General features: G+C 71.3%; 20 protein-coding genes. 4 read left to right on the top strand and 16 right to left on the bottom strand.

Annotated features, from left to right (window positions below):
• From secD to ruvC, 5 genes are all read right to left on the bottom strand, one after another.
• Positions 1-1,914, bottom strand: a complete 1,914-nt coding sequence (gene secD / locus ACIBF8_RS05475) for a protein translocase subunit SecD (protein ID WP_396781144.1) — start codon at positions 1,912-1,914, stop codon at positions 1-3.
• Positions 1,915-2,189: 275 nt separating this feature from the next.
• Positions 2,190-2,546 (bottom strand): preprotein translocase subunit YajC, encoded by a 357-nt coding sequence (gene yajC / locus ACIBF8_RS05470; RefSeq protein WP_396781143.1) that lies wholly within the window; start codon positions 2,544-2,546, stop codon positions 2,190-2,192.
• Between the two features lie 122 nt (positions 2,547-2,668).
• Entirely contained in the window at positions 2,669-3,736 is a 1,068-nt protein-coding gene (ruvB, locus tag ACIBF8_RS05465) for a Holliday junction branch migration DNA helicase RuvB (RefSeq protein ID WP_396781142.1), read from the bottom strand.
• Between the two features lie 49 nt (positions 3,737-3,785).
• Complete coding sequence (ruvA, locus tag ACIBF8_RS05460; RefSeq protein WP_396781141.1) at positions 3,786-4,388, bottom strand: Holliday junction branch migration protein RuvA; 603 nt, start codon at positions 4,386-4,388, stop codon at positions 3,786-3,788.
• A complete protein-coding gene (gene ruvC, locus ACIBF8_RS05455) occupies positions 4,385-4,912 on the bottom strand; it encodes a crossover junction endodeoxyribonuclease RuvC (RefSeq protein ID WP_396781140.1) in 528 nt (175 codons plus the stop codon). The genes ruvA and ruvC overlap by 4 nt, the downstream gene beginning before the upstream one ends.
• A gap of 181 nt (positions 4,913-5,093) precedes the next feature.
• Between ruvC and ACIBF8_RS05450 the strand changes: the two genes are divergently transcribed.
• Together ACIBF8_RS05450 and ACIBF8_RS05445 are read left to right on the top strand one after the other, a co-directional pair.
• Positions 5,094-5,876, top strand: a complete 783-nt coding sequence (locus ACIBF8_RS05450; RefSeq protein WP_396781139.1) for a 3-hydroxybutyrate dehydrogenase — start codon at positions 5,094-5,096, stop codon at positions 5,874-5,876.
• A gap of 14 nt (positions 5,877-5,890) precedes the next feature.
• Entirely contained in the window at positions 5,891-7,810 is a 1,920-nt protein-coding gene (locus ACIBF8_RS05445; RefSeq protein WP_396781138.1) for a helix-turn-helix domain-containing protein, read from the top strand.
• Between the two features lie 43 nt (positions 7,811-7,853).
• On the opposite strand, the gene ACIBF8_RS05440 is transcribed toward ACIBF8_RS05445, so the two are convergent.
• From ACIBF8_RS05440 to ACIBF8_RS05410, 7 genes are all read right to left on the bottom strand, one after another.
• Complete coding sequence (locus ACIBF8_RS05440) at positions 7,854-8,462, bottom strand: TetR/AcrR family transcriptional regulator (protein WP_396781137.1); 609 nt, start codon at positions 8,460-8,462, stop codon at positions 7,854-7,856.
• A gap of 11 nt (positions 8,463-8,473) precedes the next feature.
• Positions 8,474-10,042 (bottom strand): MFS transporter, encoded by a 1,569-nt coding sequence (locus ACIBF8_RS05435; RefSeq protein WP_396781136.1) that lies wholly within the window; start codon positions 10,040-10,042, stop codon positions 8,474-8,476.
• A 230-nt stretch (positions 10,043-10,272) separates the two neighbouring features.
• Positions 10,273-11,286 carry a branched-chain amino acid ABC transporter permease gene (locus tag ACIBF8_RS05430; protein ID WP_396781135.1) on the bottom strand — a complete coding sequence of 338 codons (1,014 nt, stop codon included), beginning with the start codon at positions 11,284-11,286 and terminating at the stop codon, positions 10,273-10,275.
• Entirely contained in the window at positions 11,283-12,164 is an 882-nt protein-coding gene (locus ACIBF8_RS05425; RefSeq protein ID WP_396781134.1) for a branched-chain amino acid ABC transporter permease, read from the bottom strand. Before ACIBF8_RS05425 ends, ACIBF8_RS05430 begins: the two co-directional genes overlap by 4 nt.
• Complete coding sequence (locus ACIBF8_RS05420; RefSeq protein WP_396781133.1) at positions 12,161-13,399, bottom strand: ABC transporter substrate-binding protein; 1,239 nt, start codon at positions 13,397-13,399, stop codon at positions 12,161-12,163. Before ACIBF8_RS05420 ends, ACIBF8_RS05425 begins: the two co-directional genes overlap by 4 nt.
• Before the next feature lie 50 nt (positions 13,400-13,449).
• Positions 13,450-14,142, bottom strand: coding sequence for an ABC transporter ATP-binding protein (locus ACIBF8_RS05415; protein WP_396781132.1), 693 nt, complete (start codon positions 14,140-14,142; stop codon positions 13,450-13,452).
• Positions 14,129-14,890: an ABC transporter ATP-binding protein gene (locus ACIBF8_RS05410; protein ID WP_396781131.1), complete on the bottom strand. Its 762-nt coding sequence runs from the start codon at positions 14,888-14,890 to the stop codon at positions 14,129-14,131. The genes ACIBF8_RS05415 and ACIBF8_RS05410 overlap by 14 nt, the downstream gene beginning before the upstream one ends.
• A 223-nt stretch (positions 14,891-15,113) precedes the next feature.
• On the opposite strand from ACIBF8_RS05410, the gene ACIBF8_RS05405 reads away from it, so the two are divergent.
• Positions 15,114-15,971, top strand: a complete 858-nt coding sequence (locus ACIBF8_RS05405) for an SPFH domain-containing protein (protein ID WP_396781130.1) — start codon at positions 15,114-15,116, stop codon at positions 15,969-15,971.
• Between the two features lie 60 nt (positions 15,972-16,031).
• Here ACIBF8_RS05405 and ACIBF8_RS05400 read toward each other — a convergent pair whose 3' ends face one another.
• The gene (locus ACIBF8_RS05400; RefSeq protein ID WP_396781129.1) at positions 16,032-17,408 is read right to left on the bottom strand and encodes a permease prefix domain 1-containing protein; all 1,377 of its coding nucleotides are present in this window, start codon (positions 17,406-17,408) and stop codon (positions 16,032-16,034) included.
• Entirely contained in the window at positions 17,405-17,770 is a 366-nt protein-coding gene (locus ACIBF8_RS05395; RefSeq protein ID WP_396781128.1) for a PadR family transcriptional regulator, read from the bottom strand. Before ACIBF8_RS05395 ends, ACIBF8_RS05400 begins: the two co-directional genes overlap by 4 nt.
• Before the next feature lie 154 nt (positions 17,771-17,924).
• On the opposite strand from ACIBF8_RS05395, the gene ACIBF8_RS05390 reads away from it, so the two are divergent.
• A complete protein-coding gene (locus tag ACIBF8_RS05390) occupies positions 17,925-18,212 on the top strand; it encodes a hypothetical protein (RefSeq protein ID WP_396781127.1) in 288 nt (95 codons plus the stop codon).
• Positions 18,213-18,292: 80 nt separating this feature from the next.
• Here ACIBF8_RS05390 and ACIBF8_RS05385 read toward each other — a convergent pair whose 3' ends face one another.
• Both ACIBF8_RS05385 and ACIBF8_RS05380 read right to left on the bottom strand, forming a co-directional pair.
• Positions 18,293-19,432, bottom strand: a complete 1,140-nt coding sequence (locus tag ACIBF8_RS05385; protein ID WP_396781126.1) for an alcohol dehydrogenase catalytic domain-containing protein — start codon at positions 19,430-19,432, stop codon at positions 18,293-18,295.
• On the bottom strand, positions 19,429-20,883 hold the full coding sequence (locus ACIBF8_RS05380) for an aldehyde dehydrogenase family protein (RefSeq protein WP_396781125.1): 1,455 nt from the start codon (positions 20,881-20,883) through the stop codon (positions 19,429-19,431). The genes ACIBF8_RS05385 and ACIBF8_RS05380 overlap by 4 nt, the downstream gene beginning before the upstream one ends.

Raw genomic sequence — 20,883 nt, 5'->3', positions numbered from 1 at the left:
TCAGGCCTCCTTGGCGCGCGGGTTGCGGGGCTGAGTCGGCTGGTTGCGGGCCGGCAGTGCCCGGCCCAGACCGCTGACCCGCGGGGACAGGAACGCCCGGGTTCGGGCGAACATCGTCATGATCGGGTGCCGGAAGAGGAAGACCACCACCAGGTCCAGCACGGTGGCCAGGCCCAGGGCGAAGGCGAAGCCCTTGACCGTGCCGACCGAGACCACGTAGAGCACCACCGCGGAGAGCAGGGTGATCGCGTTGGCCGAGATGATCGTCCGACGGGCCCGGATCCAGGCGCGTGGCACCGCGCTACGCGGGCTGCGCCCCTCCCGGATCTCGTCCTTCAACCGTTCGAAGTAGATGACGAACGAGTCCGCCGCCACACCAAGCGAGACGATCATGCCGGCGATGCCGGCGAGGGTGAGCGTGAAGCCGATCTGCCGGCCGAGCACCACCAGCGCGCCGAAGACCAGCAGCGCGGAGAGGATGAGGCTCAGGAAGATCACCGAGCCGAGCAGCCGGTAGTAGAAGAACGCGTAGATGATGACCAGCAGCATGCCGATCCCGGCCGCGAGCAGACCGGCGCGCAGGTGGCTGGCACCCAGCGTGGCGGTGACGTTCTGCGCCTCCTGCTGCTCGAAGGTCACCGGCAGCGCGCCGTAGCGCAGCTGACCGGCCAGGGTGCTGGCGTCCTTCTGGGTGAAGGTGCCGGTGATCTGCGAGTTGCCGGTCAGCACACCCTGGATCTCCGGCGAGGAGACGATCTTGTTGTCCAGCACGACGGCCACCCGGCACTTGCCGTCCTGGCCCAGCGCGGTCGCGTCGCAGGCCTGGCCCTCGTTGTTGAACGCCTCACGGGTCAGCGAGGTCCACTTGCCCTGGCCGTCGCCGGTGAAGTCCAGGCTGACCACCCAGGCGTTGGTCTGGTCGAGCACCGCGTCGGCGTCGGACACGTCGGTGCCCAGCACCTTGGCCTGGTCGAGCAGGTACTTCGAAGCGCCGTCCTCGCAGGCGACGACCTGCTGCTTCGGGTCCGAGATCGACGCGGGCGGGCGCTTGTCGAGCTGCGCGCAGCCGATCGTCGGCACGTTGAACTGCATCTGCGCCGGCAGCACCGCGACCTCCTGCGGAGACAGCGTGCCGAACGGCTTGAGCTTGTCGGCCAGCGACGGGTCGGCGGTCAGGTCGGCCGGGGCCTGCAGCCCGTTGGCGGCCTGCCAGGCGGCGGCGCCGACCTTCTGCTCGACGGCCTTGCGCTGCTCCTCCACGCTGGCCGGCACCGGCTCGGCGCTGGCGGTCGGCGCGGCGGCGCTCGGCGAGGCCGTGGCGGACGGGGTCGGCGTGGCGCTGGGCGACGCGGGAGCCATCCCGCCCTGACCGCCGCTGGGCGACGACGTCACCTTCGGGGAGGCGCTGCCCGTCGGGGTCGGGGTCGCGCTGCCGGTCGGGGTCGCGCCGCCGGTCGGGGCGGCGCTATCGGACGGGGCCGGCGTGGCGGCGGGCGGCGCCTCGGCCACCCCGCTGCCGGAGGCCGCCTTGAGCACCTTGCGGAACCGCAGCTCGGCCGCTTCGCCCACGTCGTCGAGGTTCCGGTTCTCACCGGGCAGGGAGATGACGATGTTGCGGTTGCCCTCGGTGACCACCTCGGCCTCGGCCACGCCAGACGCGTTGACCCGGCTCTCGATGATCTGCCGGGCCTCCTCGAGGTTCTCCGCCGTCGGCGGCTTGCCATCGACGGAGTTGGTGGCCTCCAGCGTCACCCGCGTGCCGCCGATCAGGTCCAGGCCGAGCTTGGGCTCGAGCCGGTCCTTCCAGCCGCCGCTGGCGCCGGCGAAGAACACCAAAAGATAGAGGACCACGAAGATGAACCCGAGCACGGCGAGCTGCCGCCCGGGGCGCATCTGTCCCTGAGGTGGTGCCACGGCTGTCCTGTCTCCCTGTACGGTCGCGCCGCTGTCGCAGCGGCGGCGGTGTCGGGCCGGGGGTCCCGCCCGACGGGTCTGCCTTGAGCCGACAAGGTGCCGACACGAGGACCGGGCACCCGGCGCGGAACGCCGACGGTCACGGGAACGTGCCGACGCCCGGCGTCGACCCAACTATCCAGTTTTCACGTCTCGCCCGCTGCCCCGTCGGGCGCGACGACCCGGAAGCCGGTCGACCGGCCGTACGCCGGACTCGCCGCTCCCGAGGGGAGGGGTCAGTCCTTGGCGGTGTCCGCGTCCTCGGTGACCGGCTCGCTCGGCAGCTCCGCGCGGGTGACCACCCGCGCGATGGCCGGACGGGCGTAGCGGGTCTGCACGCCCGGTGCGACCTCGATCAGGACGGTGTCGTCCTCGATGCCGGTGACCGTGCCGTAGAGCCCACCGATGGTCACGACCTCGTCGCCGGGACCAAGGTTGGACTGCATCGCCTCCGCCTCGCGGCGGCGCTTCTGCTGGGGCCGGATCATCATGAAGTACATGACACCGAAGAGCAGGGCGATCATCAGGATCGGCGTGAAACCGCCGGCCCCGCCACCCGCTGCTGCGTAATGCACGGTTACTGACCTTCCCATTGGCCACCTGCCCGGCACCGTGGGTGCCGGAGCGGAGGCGGATTCTCACGTCCTGTACAGACCGCGGCGAAGTCTAAACCCTGCACCTGAGAACACCGAATGCGGCACAGATCACGTTCACATCACGGCTGATCGGTATCCAAGGAGAACAGATCGGGCACAGGCGGACCATCTACACCAAATGTACCATTCGGTGGAGTGCGTCCCAGATGCCGCCAGGCGGCCTCGGTGGCCACCCGACCCCGAGGCGTACGGGCCAACAGACCCGCTCGCACCAGGAACGGCTCGCAGACCTCCTCGACCGTGTCCGGCTGCTCCCCCACCGCCACGGCGAGGGTGGACAACCCGACCGGGCCGCCCCGGAACGAGTCGACCAACGCGGTCAGCACCGCACGGTCCAGCCGGTCCAAGCCGAGCGCGTCCACGTCGTACACGATCAAGGCCGCACGGGCGGTGTCGAGATCGACCACCCCGTCGGCCCGGACCTCGGCGTAGTCGCGGACCCGGCGCAGCAGCCGGTTGGCGATCCGCGGTGTGCCCCGGGACCGACCGGCGATCTCGGTCGCGCCCTCGGGGGTGATCGGCACACCCAGGATCCGCGCCGAACGGTGCAGCAGCGTCTCCAGATCCGCCGGGGCGTAGAAATCGAGGTGCGCGACGAAGCCGAACCGGTCCCGCATCGGCCCGGTCAACAGGCCCGAACGGGTCGTCGCGCCGACCAGGGTGAACGGCTCCACGTCCAGCGGGATCGCCGTCGCCCCCGGCCCCTTGCCGACCACCACGTCGACCCGGAAGTCCTCCATGGCGCTGTACAACAGTTCCTCGGCCGGCCGCGCGATCCGGTGGATCTCGTCGATGAAGAGCACATCACCCTCGGCCAGGCTGGTGAGGATCGCCGCCAGATCACCGGAACGCTCGATCGCCGGGCCGCTGGTCACCCGAATACCCGCGCCCAACTCCGCGGCGACGATGTTGGCCAGACTCGTCTTACCCAACCCGGGCGGGCCGGAGAGCAGGATATGATCCGGCGGCGAACCCCGCCGCATGGCGCCCTGCAACAACAGGTCGAGCTGGTCGCGTACCCGGTCCTGGGCGATGAACTCGGCCAACCGCCTCGGCCGCACCGTGGCCTCCGCGTCCCGGTCGGCGTCGCTGACGTACGCCGAGACGAGCCCCTCGGTCTCGCTCATCGTGCCACCTTCATTCGCGACTGCGGGGCTCCCCGTCGCGGCCGTGCGATCATCGGGTCCGACCGAGCAGTCGGATGGCCTGCTTGAGCAGGACCGGCACCGGCGGGGTCTCGCCGTCGATCGACTCCGCCACCGCAGCCACCGCCTGATCAGCCTGGCCGGCCGTCCAGCCCAGCCCGACCAGTGCCTGCCGGACCTGGTCGGGCCAGCTGCCGCGGGTCACCCCGGCCACACCGTCGGCGCCGATCGGCACCGGGCCGATCCGGTCGCGTAGCTCCAGCACCAGACGTTCCGCACCCTTCTTACCGATCCCGGGTACGCGGGTCAGCGCGGCCGTGTCGGCATTGGCGATGGCCTTGCGGACCGCGTCCGGCGTGTGCACGGCCAGCACCGCCTGGGCCAGTCGCGGGCCGACCCCGCTGGCGGTCTGGAGCAGCTCGAACAGCGACTTGGCGTCGTCGTCGACGAAGCCGTAGAGGGTCAGCGAATCTTCCCGCACGATCAGGCTGGTGGCGAGCCGGGCGACCTGGCCCACCCGCAGCTCCGCGAGGGTCCCCGGGGCGCAGTGCACGGCGAGCCCGACCCCGCCGACCTCGATCACCGCCTGGTCCGGACCCGTCGCGGTCACCGTGCCGCGCACGCTGGCGATCATCGTGCTCCTCCTCGTCGTGCCCGGTCGGCCGCAGCGGCCAGCTTGGAGCGGGTCCCACCACGCCACACGTGGCAGATGGCCAGGGCCAGCGCGTCGGCGGCGTCGGCCGGCTTCGGCGGCTCGGCCAACCGCAGCAGCCGGGTCACCATCGCCGTCATCTGCGCCTTGTCGGCCTGACCGGACCCGGTCACCGCCGCCTTCACCTCGCTCGGCGTGTACGTCTGCACCGGCAGCCCGGCGCGCGCCCCGGCCAGTACGGCGATACCGCTGGCCTGCGCGGTGCCCATCACCGTACGCACGTTGTGCTGGCTGAACACCCGCTCGACGGCGACGCTCTCCGGTTGGTGCTCGGCGATTAACTCGGTCAGCGACCGGTCCAGGTGCAACAGGCGCAGCGCCAGGTCGTCGGCCGGGTCGGTGTAGACCACGTAGTACGCGACCAGGGTGCAGGGCCGGCCGGGCACACCCTCGACCACGCCCACCCCGCACCGGGTCAACCCCGGGTCCACACCGAGCACGCGCACGCCGCCCCCTCCCCAACCCTCAGCAGTACGTGTGTTCGACACCCTAACTGCCGTCCTTCCCACCGGCCCCACGGGACACGCCCCGCACCCCACGGGTGCGGCGGAGCCACACAGCTTTGGTACGGAGTATGGGTCGCTGGCCCATGTGCCGGGGAGCACACAGCTCGTAACTTCTTGCGCCATGACGGCAGAACCCGTGGCGGTCCCCCACGTCGTACAGGTCGACCTCGCCGGTCGGACCGCCCTGGTCACCGGGGGCGGCAGCGGCATCGGGCGGGCCTGCGCCCTGCGGCTGGGAGCGGCCGGCGCCAAGGTGCTCGTGGTGGACCGCAACCTGGAGGCGGCCAAGGCGGTGGCCGCCGAGGCCGGCGGTCGGGCCGAGGGCGTCGACCTGTCCGACGCCACGGCGGTGGACTCGCTCGACGTGGACGTGGACATCGTGGTGAACAACGCCGGGCTTCAGCACGTCGCACCGCTACCGGACTTCCCGGTCGAGCGCTTCGAGTACATCCAGCGGGTGATGGTGGAGGCGCCGTTCCTGCTGATCCGCCGGGCGCTGCCGCACATGTACGCCCGGGGCTGGGGGCGGATCGTCAACATCTCCTCGGTGCACGGGTTGCGTGCCTCGCCGTACAAGGCGGCCTACGTCTCGGCCAAGCACGCACTGGAAGGGCTGTCGAAGGTGGTCGCCCTCGAGGGCGCCGCGCACGGGGTCACCGCCAACTGCATCAACCCGGCGTACGTGCGTACCGCGCTGGTGGAGAGCCAAATCGCCGACCAGGCGGCCAGCCACGGCATCGACGAGGCCGAGGTGATCGAGAAGATCATGCTGGCCCGGGCCGCGATCAAGCGCCTGATCGAGCCGGAGGAGGTCGCCGAACTGCTGGCGTACCTCTGCTCGCCGCCGGCGGCGTTCATCACCGGCGCGTCGATCGCCCTCGACGGGGGCTGGACGGCCAACTAGTGGGGCTGAGCACAATGTCGACCATGTCATCGCCGGTGGAGTTCCTGGAACTGCTCGCCCGTGAGGCCGCGGCGGTCGAGTTCGAGGGACCACTGGTGGCCGCGCGGGCCGCCGGGCTGCCGCCGGACCGGCTGGCCGAGCTGGAGCAGGCCAAGTCGGTGGCGTTGCGGGTCCGCGCGCTGCTGGAGCGTCGGCGTCGCCGCGAGAGCGAGCTGTCCGGCCTGTACGACACGGTCAGTGACCTGGCCGGGCTGCGCGACCTGGACGACGTGCTGCGGGCGATCGTGCACCGGGCCCGCCACCTGCTCGGCGCGGACGTGGCCTACATGACGCTCAACGACGACGAGCGCGGCGACACCTACATGCGGGTGACCGACGGGTCGGTCTCGGCTCGTTTCCAGCGGCTGCGCCTGCCGATGGGCGCCGGCCTCGGTGGCCTGGTGGCCCAGTCCGGCGCCCCGTACGTCACCGCCAACTACGGCGAGGACGAACGCTTCCACCACACCGGCGAGATCGACGCCGGCGTCGGGGAGGAGGGGCTGGTGGCGATCCTCGGGGTGCCGCTGCGGCTCGGCTCCACCTCGATCGGGGTGCTCTACGCGGCCAACCGGTCGGCCCGGCCGTTCGTCCGGGAGGAGGTGGCGCTGCTGGTGTCGCTGGCCGCGCACGCCGCGGTGGCGATCGACACCGCCCGGCTGCTGACCGAGACCCGCTCGGCGTTGGCGGAGCTGTCGGCGGCGAACACCACCATCCGGGCGCACAGCAGTTCGGTGGAGCGGGCCGCGGCGGCCCACGACCGGATGACCGCGCTGGTGCTGCGCGGCGGCGGGGTGGAGGACGTGGCGGCGGCGGTGACCGAGGTGCTGGGCGGTGCGCTGCTGGCGCTGGACGCCGAGGGCCGCCTGTTGGCCCGGGTGGGTGAGATCGACGAACCGGACCGGGTGGACATCGTCGAGGCCGTGGCCGCGTCCCGGACCGAGGGGCGCAGCGTCCGCCGCGGTCCGCTCTGGTACGCGGCGGTGGTGGCCGGCGCGGAGAACCTGGGCGCGCTGGTGCTGCGCCCGGACGACGAGTTGGTCGACGCCGACCAGCGCATCCTGGAGCGGGCCGCGTTGGTGACCGCGCTGCTGCTGCTGTTCCGCCGGACGGTCGCGGAGGCGGAGGGGCGGGTTCGTGGCGAGCTGCTGGACGACCTGATCGCCCGCCCGCTGCGGGACACCGACGCGCTGCGCAGTCGGGCCCGCCGGCTCGGGGTGGACCTGGACGCGCCGCACGTGCTGGTGGCGGTGGGCGACGACGCGATCGCCGCGACCGGCTCGGCCCGGCAGCGGGTGCTCTCCTGGGCCACCACGTACGCCTCGGCGCGCGGCGGCCTGGCCGCGGCGCGCGATGGCCGGGTGGTGCTGATGCTGCCGGGGTTGGACGCGGGCGGCAGCGCCCGCGCGGTGGCCCGGGACCTGTCCCGGGTGACTGGCCGACCGGTTACCGCCGGGGCGAGCGGCCCGTCGACCACGCCGGCGGCGCTGGCCGGGACGTTTCAGGAGGCGGACCGCTGCCTGACGGCGCTGGGCGCGCTGGGCCGGGCCGGGCAGGGCGCGAGCACGGTGGAGCTGGGCTTCGTCGGGCTGTTGCTGGGCACGGTCGGTGACCGGGGTGAGAAGGACGTGACCGAGTTCCTCACCGCCACCGTGGGGCCGGTGCTCGACTACGACGCCCGGCGCGGCACGGCTCTGGTGAAGACGCTGGAGGCCTACTTCGGGGTGGGTGGCAGCCTGGCTCGGGCCGCCGAGCAGCTGCACGTGCACGTCAACACGGTGACCCAGCGGTTGGAGCGGGTCGGGCAACTGCTCGGCGTCGACTGGCAGCGACCGGAGCGGGCGCTGGAGGTGCAGCTCGCGCTGCGCCTGCACCGGCTGCGCGCGCCGGCCGGCTGACCGACGCCGGCTGGCCGGCACAAGCGCCGCCGCCCGCCGGACGTCAGCGGGCGCGAATGCCCTCCAGCACGGCGTCGACGACCCGTTCGGGCAGGGACTGCTCGTCCAGGTCCGGATTCCACTGGAGGACCCGCTGGATCAGCATCGGCCCGGTGAGCAGCGCCATCGTCACCTCGACGTCGATGTCGGCGCGCAGGACTCCCTCGTCGATGCCGCGCCGCAACACCTCGCGCATCAGCTGCCGGCGGGGCGAGATGATGTTCTGGTAGAGCTGGAACTGGTCCGAGCTGCGGTTCGCGGCGGGTGCCAGACAGGGCATGATCTTGGCAGCTCGCGGGTCGACGTTCTTGCCGATGGCACCGACCAGCAGCACCAGGTCGTCGCGGACGGAGTGGCCCGCCGGCTGCGCCAGGACGCCCTTGAGCCGCCGCAGTGCGTCCAGCAGCAACGCGTCCTTGCCGGCCCAACGGCGGTAGATGGTGGCCTTGCCGACCCCGGCGCGGGCAGCGATCGCCTCGATCGAGAGCGCCTCGATGGTGCTGCCCTCGGCGAGCAGGTCGAGGGTGGCCTCGATGATCGCCTCATCGGCGCGGATGCTCCGCGGTCGCCCGGGCGACCGCGGAGCATCGGCAGTGGACGTCATGTCCGCCATTCTCCCCGAACCTACGCCGTGCCGGCCAGCTCGGGCTCGGCCACCGGAGCCGCCGGAGCGACGCTGGTGTCCTCCTTGCCCGGCATCCAGCGCAGCACCACGAGGATCCCGAGCGCGGCGATCACCGCGGAGAGCCCAGCCGCCCAGTGCATGGCGGTGACGAAGGCGTCGTTGGCCGCCGAGATCAGCGCCGGCGCCGCCGGGCCGAGCTGGCCCGCCACCGCGTACGCCCCGGAGATCGACTCGTTGGCCGCGTCGTGGGCCTGCGTGGGCAGACCGGTCAGCGCGTCACTGATGTCGCTGCGGTAGACGGCGGAGAGCACCGAGCCGAGGACGGCCACGCCGAGCGCGCCGGCGACCTGGCGGATGGTGTTGCTGACCGCGGAGCCGACGCCGGCCTTCTCGCGCGGCAGCGCCGACATGATCGACTCAGTGGCCGGCGGCATGATGTTGGCCATCCCGGCGCCCTGGATGAGGAAGACGAGCAGCACGATCCAGATCGGGGTGGAGGCGCCGATGAAGACGAAGGCGCCCAGGGACACCGCGGTCAGCGCCAGGCCGACGGTGGCGACGGCCTTACCGCCGTAGCGGCGGACCATCGCGGCGCTGCGCGGCGCGAAGACCAGCTGAGCCCCGGCGAAGGGCAGGAAGAGCAGGCCGGTCTGCAACGGGCTGTAGTCGCGCACGAGTTGCAGGTAGAACGAGCCGAAGAACATCGAGCCCATCGCGGCGAAGAACACCAGGCCGACGATGGCGACCGGCGCGGCGAACCGGGGCACCCGGAACAGCCGGACGTCCAGCGACGGGTGGTCGCTGCGCCGCTCGTGCTGCACGAACCAGGCCAGCACCGCGACGCCGACCAGGATCGAGCCCCAGGCCACGGGACGGTCGAAGCCGTGTTCGCCGCCGTCGATGATGCCGTAGGAGAGGGCCACCAGGCCGACCACGGAGAGCAGGACGCCGAGCACGTCGATTCGACCCGGCCGCGGGTCGCGCGACTCGGGGACCAGCAGCGCCACCAGGACCACGCCGGCGACGACCACCGGCACGTTGATCAGGAAGACCGAGCCCCACCAGAAGTGCTCCAGCAGCGCGCCGCCGAGGATCGGGCCGATCGCCACGGCGAGACCGACCGCGCCGGCCCAGACACCGATGGCTCGACCACGCTCGCGCGGGTCGAAGACGTTGGAGATGATCGAGAGCGTCACCGGCATGATGGCCGCACCGCCGACCCCCATCAGAGCGCGGGCAGCGATGAGCTGCCCAGGGCTCTGGGCGTACGCGGAGAGCAGCGACGCCAGGCCGAACAGCGCCAGACCGATCATCAGGAAGCGCTTGCGGCCGGCGCGGTCGCCGAGCACCCCGAAGGTGAACAGCAGCCCGGCGAAGACGAGCGTGTAGGAGTTGATGGACCACTCCAGCTCGCCCTGGCTGGCCCCGAGACCGTGCACCGGGTCGGCCAGGGTGCGCAGGGCGACGTTGAGGATCGTGTTGTCGAGGACGACCACGAGGAGGCTGATCACCAGCACCCCCAGGATCGCCCACCGCCTCGGGTGTCCCGTGTTGTTGTGCAGCTCCATACCTGGTTTTCCCCCCACGTTTCACCCGCGACGCAATACGATACGGGTCAGACTCGTAACGCGGACCAGCCTACGACGGCCATTAACGATACGGCACCGGTCCGTATCGTATGTGGTGGGTATCACGCCCCGGCGCGTCGCTCAGACAGCACCAGACGTACCCCCGGGTAGACGTTCTCTACCCGGGGGTTCGCTCAGCGCGCGGATGCCGGATGCGCCGGCGCGGAAATTCAGCGCCGGCGGGCCGCCAGCCGATGGGCCAACGCGGCGACGCTGCCCCAGATGCCGCGCCGGAACAGCACCACGACGAGGACGAAGATGCCGCCGGTCACCAGGCCGATCGCCTCGAAGCCGGAGAACGACAACCAGTCCTCCAGCCGGACCACGAGAGCGGCGCCGAGCACTCCGCCCCAGAGGGTGCCGATCCCGCCGAGCACCACCACGATGACCGCCTTGCCGGAGGTGGTCCAGTGCAGCACGTCCAGCGAGACGAACCGGTGGCCGACCGCGAACAACCCGCCACCGAGTCCGGCGATGAACCCGGAGAGCACGAACGCGGTGAGCTTGTAGCGGTGCACCGGATAGCCCAGCGCCCGGGCCCGGGCCGGGTTGTCCCGGATGCCGACCAGCACCCGGCCGAACGGCGAGTGCACGATCCGCCAGGCGGCGGCGAGCCCGAGCAGCACGATCGGCAGGATCGCGTAGTAGAAGAAGTAGTCGTCGGTGAGGTCGACGCCGAACAGGTCGCGGGGCACCCCCTGGAGGCCGTTCTCGCCCTGGGTCACCGAGCGCCACTCGTTGGCGACGTAGTAGACCATTTGCGCGAAGGCCAGGGTCACCATGGCGAAGTAGATGCCGGTGCGCTTGACCGCCAGGTAGCCGATCGGCACCGCCAGCACGGCCGCGGCGAGGGCCCCGGCCAGCACCGCGAGGGGGAACGGCAGGCCGGCGTGGATGGCCACCAACCCGGTGACGTACGCGGAGGTGCCCCAGAAGGCGGCGTGCCCGAAGGACATCAGCCCGGTGAAGCCGAGCAGCAGGTCCACCGCCACGGCGAACAGCGCCCAGCAGAGGATGTCCACGGCGACCGCCGGGTAGAGGCCGTTGGGCAGCCACGCCGCGACGGCCAGGCCGACGGCGAGCAGCGCGTACCGCACCCAGCCGGGCGCCCGGGCCACGGCCACCAGCCCGGACGGCGGCGTCGAACGGGACGCGTCGGCGGGGGTCTGCACGGTGTTGGTCATGCGGGGGCCTCCTCCCGACCGAACAGGCCGGCCGGGCGCCAGAGCAGCACGCCGGCCATCACGACGAAGACGATGGTCTGCGAGACGAGCGGGAAGGTGGAGAGGTACGCCTCACCCCACGCCTGCACCAGCCCGATGCCGAAGCCGGCGGCGACCGACCCGAAGATCGAGCCCAGCCCGCCGATCACCACCACGGCGAAGACCACGATGATCAGGTCGGCGCCCATCAACGGGTTGACCGCGCGCATCGGCGCCGCCAGCACGCCGGCGAGGCCGGCCAACCCGATGCCGAAGCCGAAGACCGGGGTCACCCACCGTCCGACGTCGATACCGAACGCGCGGGTCAGGTCCGGCCGCTCGGTGGACGCACGGACCACCATGCCGATCCGGGTCCGGGTCAGCACCCACCACACCGCGACGCAGAGCAGCACCGCGAAGCCGAGGATGAACACCCGGTACGTTGGGAAGTCGAAGAGCCCGAAGTTGACCGACCCGCTCAGCAGCGACGGCGTCTGGTACGGGCTGGACTGCACGCCGTAGCGCAGTTTCACCAGGTCCTGCAGGATCAGCGTCAGGCCGAAGGTGAGCAGGAAGTTGTAGAGCGGGTCCAGCTTGGTGAGTCGGTGGATCACCGCGCGTTCCAGCGCCATGCCGAGCAGACCCAGCCCCACCGGCATGATCACCAGGGCCGCCCAGAACGGCACGCCCGCCTCCGTGAGCAGCACGTACGCCCCGAACGCGCCGAGCATGTAGAACGCGCCGTGCGCGAAGTTGACCACCCGGAGCATGCCGAAGATGACCGCGAGCCCGAGGGCGAGCAGGGCGTAGAACGCCCCGCTCACCAACCCGTTGAAGGTGTTCTGCGCGAATCCACTCATAGCTTGCAGTCCGCGGACGGCGCACGGAACGCCTCCGCGGCGGGGATCGTCTTGAGCACCTTCACGTAGTCCCACGGCTCGGTGACCTCGGACTGCGGCTTCACCTGGGCCAGGTACGCGTCGTGCACCACCCGGTGGTCCTCGGCGCGGATCTTCCCGTTGCGCAGGAAGACGTCCTCGACCGTCTTGCCCTCCAGGCCCTTGACCACGGCGTCCGCGTCGTCGGTGCCGGCCGCCTGCACCGCCTCCAGGTACTGCAACGCCGCGGAGTAGTTGGCCGCGTGCGCGAAGGTCGGCCGGGTGCCGGCCTTCTGCTGGAAGCGGTCGGCGAACTCCCGGTTCTTGGCGTCGAAGTTCCAGTACCAGGCGTCGGTGTACGTGGTGCCGGCCAGCGCGGCCGGGGTGAGCGAGTGGATGTCGGTGAGGAACATCAGCCCCACCGCCAGGCCGACGCCCTTGTCCCGCAGTTTGAACTCGTTGTACTGCTTCACCACGTTGACCAGCTCCGCGCCGGCCTGCATGGTGCCCAGCACGTCCGGCTTCGGGTTCAGGTTCGGCGCCTTGAGCAGGAAGGTGGAGAAGTCACCGCTGGTGTTCGGGAACGGCGCCCCGTCCTTGCCGACGACCGTGCCGCCGGCCGCCGTGATCGCGGTGGAGAAGCTCTTCTCCATGTCCTGACCGAAGGCGTAGTTCGGGTACAGGATGTACCAGTTCTTGCCGATCTGCTCGGTGGTGGTCTTCCCGGTGCCGTTGGCCAGCATGTACGTGTCGTACGCGTAGTGGAAGGTGTACTTGTTGCAGCTCTTGCCGGTCAGGTCGGTGGTCGCCGCCCCGATGTTGAAGTAGAGCCTCTTCTTCTCCTTCGCCACGTCGGCGACCTTCAGCGCGGCCGACGAGGTGGGCACATCCAGGATCAGGTCGACGCCCTTGCGGTCGTACATCTCCTGGGCCTTGGAGTTGGCCACGTCCGGCTTGTTCTGGTGGTCGGCGGTCTCCACGGTGATGTCTGTGGTCACCGCCTTGTCGCCGTACTTCGCGGTGAAGTCGGCGATGGCCATCTCGACCGCCGTCACCGAGTTCTTCCCGGACAACTCCGAGTACGCCCCGGACTGGTCGTTGAGCACGCCCAACACGATCTTGTCGCCGGTCAGCTTCTGGTCGCCACTCGACTGAGGGCCACCGCCACCGCATCCGGCGACCAGCACCACCACGGCCACACCCATCGTCCTGCGCATGCCCACTCCATCCATCCCACGCGTCGTCGCGCGGCTCGTCGTTGAGAAAATCAGATCCCGAGGTACGCGAGCAGTTCGCGTTCGCGCGACCGCACCTCGGAGTTGTCCATCGCCTCGGCGACACGTCCCTCCGCGAGCAGGTAGTGCCGGTCGGCGACGCCGGTGGCGAAGTGCAGGTTCTGTTCGACCAGCAGCACGGTCACCCCGTGCCGCTTGGCCTCGCGCAGCAGGTCGCCGACCTGCTGCACCAACAGCGGCGACAGCCCTTCGGTGGGCTCATCGCAGAGCAGCAGCCGGGCACCCATCCGCAGCACCCGCGCCAGCGCCAGCATCTGCTGCTCGCCGCCGGAGAGCATGGTGGCCGCGGAGTCCCGCCGGGTGTGCAGGGCCGGGAACGCCTCGTACACCCGCTCCAGCGACCACGGGTCGGGGCCGACCGTGGGTGGCAGCGTGAGGTTCTCGGTGACGGTCAGGGTGGCGTAGCTGCCCCGGTCGTCGGGCACCCAGCCCAGCCCCAGCCGGGCCCGCCGGTGCGCCGGCAGCCTGGTGATGTCCCGCCCGTCCAGCTCCACCGTGCCGCGCTGGCCGGGGTGCAGCCCCATCACGCAGCGCAGCAGGGTGGACTTGCCGGCACCGTTGCGGCCAACCAGGGTGACCACCTCACCGGCGGAGACGTCAAGGCTGACGTCGCGCAGCACCTGCGCCTCGCCGTAGCAGGCGGACAGGTTCTCAATGCGCAACATCGGCGACTCCCAGGTAGGCGGTGATCACGCGCTCGTCGGCGCGGACCTGCTCGTACGGGCCCTCCACGAGGACCTTGCCGGCCTGGAGCACGGTGACCGTGTCGGCGAGACGGCCGACCACGCTCATGTTGTGCTCGACCATCACCACGGTCCGGCCCTGGCGGACCCGACCGATCAGCTCGACGGTGCGGTCGACGTCCTCCAGGCCCATCCCCGCGGTCGGCTCGTCGAGCAGCAGCACCTTCGGGTCCAGCGCCAGCGCGATGGCCAGCTCCAGGGCGCGTTTACGGCCGTACGCCAGGGCCGCGGAGGGGGCGTCCGCCAGCTCGGCCAGCCCCACCATGGCGAGCAGTTCGTCGGCCCGCTCGGTGTAGCGGCCCATCAGCTTCGCCGAACGCCAGAACCGCCAGCCCAATCCGCTGGACGACTGCAACGCCAACGCGACGTGCTCGCGGGCGGACAGCTGGGGAAAGAGGCTGGTGATCTGGAACGAACGCGCCACACCGAGCCGCGCCACCCGCTCCGGTGGCAGCCCGGTGACGTCCCGCCCGGCCAGCTCGATCCGCCCGCCGCTCGGTCGCAGGAAGCCGGTGAGCAGGTTGAACAGGGTGGTCTTGCCCGCGCCGTTGGGACCGACCAGCGCGTGCACGCTGTCCGACGCCACGTCGAGGTCGACGTCGTCGACCGCCCGGAAGCCCCGGAAGTCCCGGGTCAGCCCACGGGCCGACAGGAGCGCTTGCCCGGCCATCGCCTCATCCTCCGCACGTCGCGGCGACGGTCGGTTCGGTGACCGTGGTCACAGGCCCGTCGCGTGGACGAAACCTACGGCGGGCCGCAGGAGTCGAGCCATGTCGATCGGCTCCATATTCGACCCGCAGATGACGTGCCCGAACGCCACTCCCCCGCGCCACCGGCTTGACCGGACCTCCTAGGTTGATGATCCACACAGCCCAGCGGAAGGTCTCCACCCCATGCCCGTCGGCTTCACCATGGCGATCGTGTTCGCCGTCGCCCTGGCGGTCAGCGCCGTTCTCGCCCTCGTCGCCCCCGCGCGGCCCCTGAAGCGGATGGCCGCCCTCGCGGCGCTCGGCTTTCTCGCCCTCACCCTGGTGGTCGGCATCGCCTCCAGCGCCCACTCGGTGCCCATCCGCTCGGTCGGCATCGTCACCAGCTTCGGCAAGCCCACCGGCGAGGTGACCGGTTCGGGCCTGAAGTGGGTGGCGCCCTGGCAGAAGGTCGGCGAGTGGGACGCGGGCCGACAGAAGTACGACCACATCGGCGGCGACAACTGCGTACGGGTGCGCACCGGCACCCTCGCCGACGCCTGCGTCGAAGTGCTCGTCGAGTGGCAGGTCCAGCCGGAGAACGCGCCGAAGCAGTTCATGGACTACAAGGGAGACTTCGACAGCTTCCGGGGCCAGCGGGTGGGTGTGCAGCTGGACAGCGCGGTCAACGACGCCTTCGCCGCGTACAACCCGCTGGAGAAGATCGACGCCCAGACCGGCGATCTCAACGTCGACCTGAAGCCGTTCGCCGCCAACATCAAGACCAGCGCGGAGACCCGCCTCGCCACCGACGTGGACATCCTCTCGGTGACCATCACGCGGGTGAACCACGACGACAAGACCGAGGGCAACATCAAGGCGTTCCAGGACAAGCTGGCGCAGACCCGCAACCTGGAGCAGGACCGCAAGAACGCCGAGATCTCCAAGCAGATCACCGAGACCAACGCGAAGGTCGACAAGGTGACCCGCTGCCTGGAGATCGCGGAGAAGAACGGCGCGAACCCGGGCCTCTGCATCAACCCGGGCATCGTCACCGGCAAGTGAGGTGGAGCCGGCCCACCCGTGGCGGGTGGGCCGGCTTCCGCCCCACGTCGATCGCCCCGGCTAGGCGTAACTGAACAGCGGAGGGAAGACGAGGACCACGATCCAGGCCCACGCGGCGTACACCGGCAGGTAGCCGGTCTGCCACCGTTCGAGCGCCGCGAACGGGGTGCGCCGACGGAGGAAGGCCAGCAGGAGCCACGCCGACCACGCGAGGTTGACCAGCAGGATCACGTTCTCGCCGAGGGCGGCCGCCCGGTTGGGCGTACTGCCGTAGTCATCGGTGATGCGCCCGGTGATCTCCAGCAGCACCAGCACGTCGATGGCCAACGCACTGACCACGAGCGCGAGCTGGAGCTTGTCGAACAGGCCCGGTGGGGCCAGCGGATCGCGGGCCGAGAGTGAATAGAGCAACAGCCCCAACACCACGACCAGCAGGAGGTCGAACAGGATCAGCGCCTCACGCTCGACGTCGATGCCGTGGCTGGTCCAGACGACGGCGACGAGGAAGGCGAGCAGCGCGGCAGTGAAGAGCGGGGTGAACAGCCGGGTGAGGACCGGCGCGATGTTCTCGACGACACTCTGCTTGGCCTCGACGAGCCACCCGGCCACGACGACCGCGGCGGCGGCGCCGCAGGGCAGCAGCCACTGCGAGATGAACTCCTCCGGGACGATCCCGATGGCCGCGAAGGTGTTGAACAGGAACGCGGAGAGCACGCCTCCGCCGAGCGCCATCAACACCAGGTAGATGAACCACTCGCCGGTGAACCGGATGAAGTCCATGCGTCGGCGGGACGAGCGCCAGTCGTCGGCGACGTAGGCCAGACCGACCACGAGCCACAGCGCGATGGGGAGGTGGACGCTGGTGACGACCACGGACTGCGAGTTGTCCGCCAGGGGGTAGGCGTTGGCCGCCACGGCACCGAGGACGAAGAGCAGCACCAGCGCCCCGATCACCGGCCGTCGGGCCCGGCGCCGCCAGGCCAGGAACGCCGCCAACCAGGGCAGCGCGAACAGGGTGGCGTTTCGCGCGTAGAACGACCCATCGTCGTCAAAGGTCAGGCCGAACAACGCTGGCACCTTGACGGAGGCCACCGCACCCACCGCGCAGCCGAGCATGACCCACAGATCCCGCCGGGAGCGCGTGCCGCCGACCGGGGTGTCGGAGTCGCCGGTCAGCACCAGCTGCTTCCAGAGCCGTTCGGAATGTTCCCGGGCGAACTCGCGGGAGAGTTCGTCGAGACTGCCCATCCGCTTGACCGCGACCAGGAACGCCTCATCCGGGCTCAGGCCGGCGTCGACGAGTTCGTCGACGGACCCGCGCAGGTGGTCTTCGAGCTCGTCGGCGTCCGCCGGTTGCAGTTCCCTGCGGCGCAGCACGTACCGGCGCCACTGCTCGAACTGCGCTTCCAACTCCTCTGGCTCGTCCGGCGCGGTCATGCCAGGCCCTCCAGCGGGTGCACCGCGAGCGGCGCGCGGTGATGCCAGATCTCCTTGAGCGTGCCCACGACGGTGTCCCACTGCCGGCGCTGCTCGGCCAGCTCGGCCAGGCCCTTGTCGGTGATGCGGTAGTACTTGCGCTTGCGCTCGCCGGCGGCCGCCTGCCAGCTCGCCTCCACGTAGGCGAGGCGCTCCAGCCGGTGCAACAGCGGGTAGAGCAGCCCTTCGGTCCAGTCCAGCTCACCCCCGGACAGCTCGTTGATCCGCCTGAGGATGGCGTAGCCGTAGCTCTCGCCCTCAGCCAGGATGCCGAGCACCATCGGCGTCGCCGAGGCGGCGACCAGATCCTTGGCGACCTTCACGAAACCTCCCGTTCTCAAACCTAGAAGTACGATGCATAGTACTACTAGGTATAGCTCCTGGCGCAACGGCCGGGGGGCGAGCCGTCGACCGAATCGCCGTTACGGGCTGCTGTTGGTGCCGCGAACGGCGTGGTCCGGGTTAGCCTTGGCGCATATGGCTACCTTTCGCAGCGCCTCAGTGCTCCTCTCCTCGGACGGCACCAGGACCCCCGGCACCGCCGCGCTCTTCGCCGAGCCGGCCCGTAGGGGCGGGATTCCGCCCTGGGCAGGCGACTTCCGGCCCGCCAACAGCGCCGGCAACGGCCCCAAGAACGCGGTCGGGAAGACCTTCACCTTGGAGCTGCCCGACGGCAGCACCGGCACGGTCGTGGTCCAGGGGCTCAAGAGCGGCAAGGGCGGCGTCGTGCTGGCGTTGATGGGCGAGGACGCCCCACCCTTCTGACCAGTCGCACGACTCTCGTCGCCCTGGCTCCCCGGGGTTGACCCGTCCTGGGCCAACCCCGGGGCACCCGACCTACCACGTCAGTCGAGGGTGACCACCCAGCGAGCGCCCTCGCCCTGGGCCAGCCGGTCGAACGCCGTCGGCGCTTCCTCCAGCGGGATCGTGCCGCTGACCAGCACGCTCAGATCCAGTGCACCATCGGCCAGCTCGGCCGCCAGCACCGGCACCTCCCGGTCCGGGTCGGAGGAGCCGTACACCGAAGACCGCAGGGTGCGCGCGGAGTGGAAGATGTCCAGCGCGCCGAGGCTGACCATGTCGTCCTTCGCGCCCATGCCGACCACGGTCACGGCTCCCCCGCGCCGGGTGAGCCGCCAGGCGGCACGGATGGTGGCGGCCCGACCGACGCACTCGAAGGCGTGGTCGGCGCCCCGGCCCTCGGTGCGCGCCCGCACCTCCTTGGAGAGCCGGTCGTCGGAGAGCAGGAACTCGGTCGCCCCGGCGGCGAGTGCCAGGTCGCGCTTGGCCTCGGCGACGTCGATCGCGAGGATCGTGGTGGCGCCGGCCCGTCGAGCGGCGCTGAGCACGGCGAGCCCGACCCCGCCGAGCCCGATCACCGCCACGGACTCGCCGGGGGCCACCCGGGCGGTGTTGCCGACCGCGCCGACACCGGTGAGCACCGCGCAGCCGAGCAGCGCGGCCTGCTCGGGCGGCAGCCCGGCGGGGATGGCGATGACGGCGCTCTCCGGCACGACCACCGCCTCGGCGAGCGCGCCGAGACCGAGGGTCAGGTGCAGCCCGACGCCGTCGTCGGTCTCGCCGCGCGGCACGGTCGGGGCGGTGGTGTCGGCGCAGAGCCACGGCTCGTCGTGCTGACACCACCAGCAGGCTCGGCAGGCGGGCGCCCAGTTGAGCACCACCTGGGTACCCACCGTCAGTCGGGCGCCCGGGCCGACCTCGGCCACCACGCCGGTGGCCTCGTGCCCGAGCACCAGCGGAAACCTCGCGGCGAGGGTGCCGTTCACCATGGACAGATCGGAGTGGCAGACGCCGGCGGCGCGGATCCGCACCCGCACCTCGCCGGGGCCGGGCGCGGGCAGACGTACCTGCTCGACCCGCAGCTCGGCGCCGGATCCGCGCGCGACGAGCGCGCGGACGACGACCGGCGCGGCGGCCGGCTCGGTGCCGTCGCCCGGGGCGGCCGGGGACAGTTCGCCGGTCATCGCTGGATCGCCTTCAGCTCGCAGAACTCGGCGAGCCCGTGCACGCCCAACTCCCGACCCAGGCCGGACTGCTTGTAGCCACCGAACGGGGCGAGCGGGTTGAACGGGGCGCCGTTGATGTCGACCGCGCCGGTGCGCAGCCGCCGGGCCACCGCGAGCGCCGCGGCGGTGTCGGCGGACCAGACCGCGCCGGCCAACCCGTACTTCGAGTTGTTGGCGATGGCGACCGCCTCGTCGGTGTCGGCGAACGGGATGACGGCGAGCACCGGGCCGAAGACCTCCTCCTGGGCGAGCGCGCTGTCGGGATGCACGTCGGCGAAGACTGTCGGGGCGACGAAGTGCCCCCGGGCCGGCACCGCGGCGTCCGGCCCACCGACGACCAGCCTCGCGCCGTCGGCCAGCGCCCGGTCGACGTGGCCGCGTACCCGCTCGGCCTGCGCGGCGGAGACCAGCGGGCCGAGGCGGGTCGCCGGGTCGAACGGGTCGCCGAGCCGGTAGCCGGCCACCGCCGCGGCGATCAGGTCGAGGGCTTCGTCGTACCGGTCGCGGTGCACCAGCATCCGAGTCCACGCCGTGCAGGTCTGACCGGAGTTGAGCAGGGCGTTGCCGACGCCCACCTTGACGGCGGTGGCCAGGTCGGCGTCGGGAAGGATCACGTTGGCGGACTTGCCGCCCAGCTCCAGCGCGACCCGGGCGATCCGGTCGGCGGCGAGCCGCATGATCCGCGCGCCGGTGGCGGTGGAGCCGGTGAACGAGACCAGGTCGACGTCGGGGTGCCCGGCGAGTGCCTCGCCGACCACCGGCCCGGTGCCGGGCACCAGGTTGAGCACCCCCGGCGGCAGCCCGGCCTCGGTGACCGCGTCGAAGAGCAGGTACGCGGTCAACGGCGTCAGCTCGCTGGGCTTGAGCACCACCGTGCAGCCGGCGGCCAGGGCGGGGGCGAGTTTCGCCATCACCTGGTGCAGCGGGTAGTTCCACGGAGTGATCGCGCCGACCACGCCAATCGGTTCGCGGACGACGAGGGAGTTGCCGATGCTCTCCTCGACCGGGGCGTCGGCGGCGAGCGCGACGTGGTCCCGCAGGACGGTCAACGGGAGCCCGACCTGCACCCGGGTGGCGAGCTTGAGGGGCGAGCCCAGCTCCACGGCGATGGTGCGGGCGAGGTCGCCGGCGCGGGCGGCGAGCGCTGTGTGCAGCCGGTCGAGGTGGGCGGAGCGCTCGGCGGGAGCGGTGGCCGACCAGCCGGGAAACGCGGCGCGGGCCGCGGCCACGGCGCGATCGACGTCGGCCGGGGTGCCGGCCGGCACCTGCCCGATGAGCTCCCCGGTGCTCGGGTTCTCCACGTCGATCAGTTCGGTGTCGGCGGGAGACGTCCACTCGCCATCGACGTGCAGGTGGCGCCGGAGGCGCAGGGAGTCGGGCAGCTGCGACGGCGGAGCGGCGAGGTCCAT

The organism is Micromonospora sp. NPDC050276 (assembly GCF_044459545.1).
GTDB lineage: Bacteria > Actinomycetota > Actinomycetes > Mycobacteriales > Micromonosporaceae > Micromonospora.
Note: the sequence above shows the minus strand (reverse complement) of the source record. Positions and strands in the feature narration are given on the sequence as shown.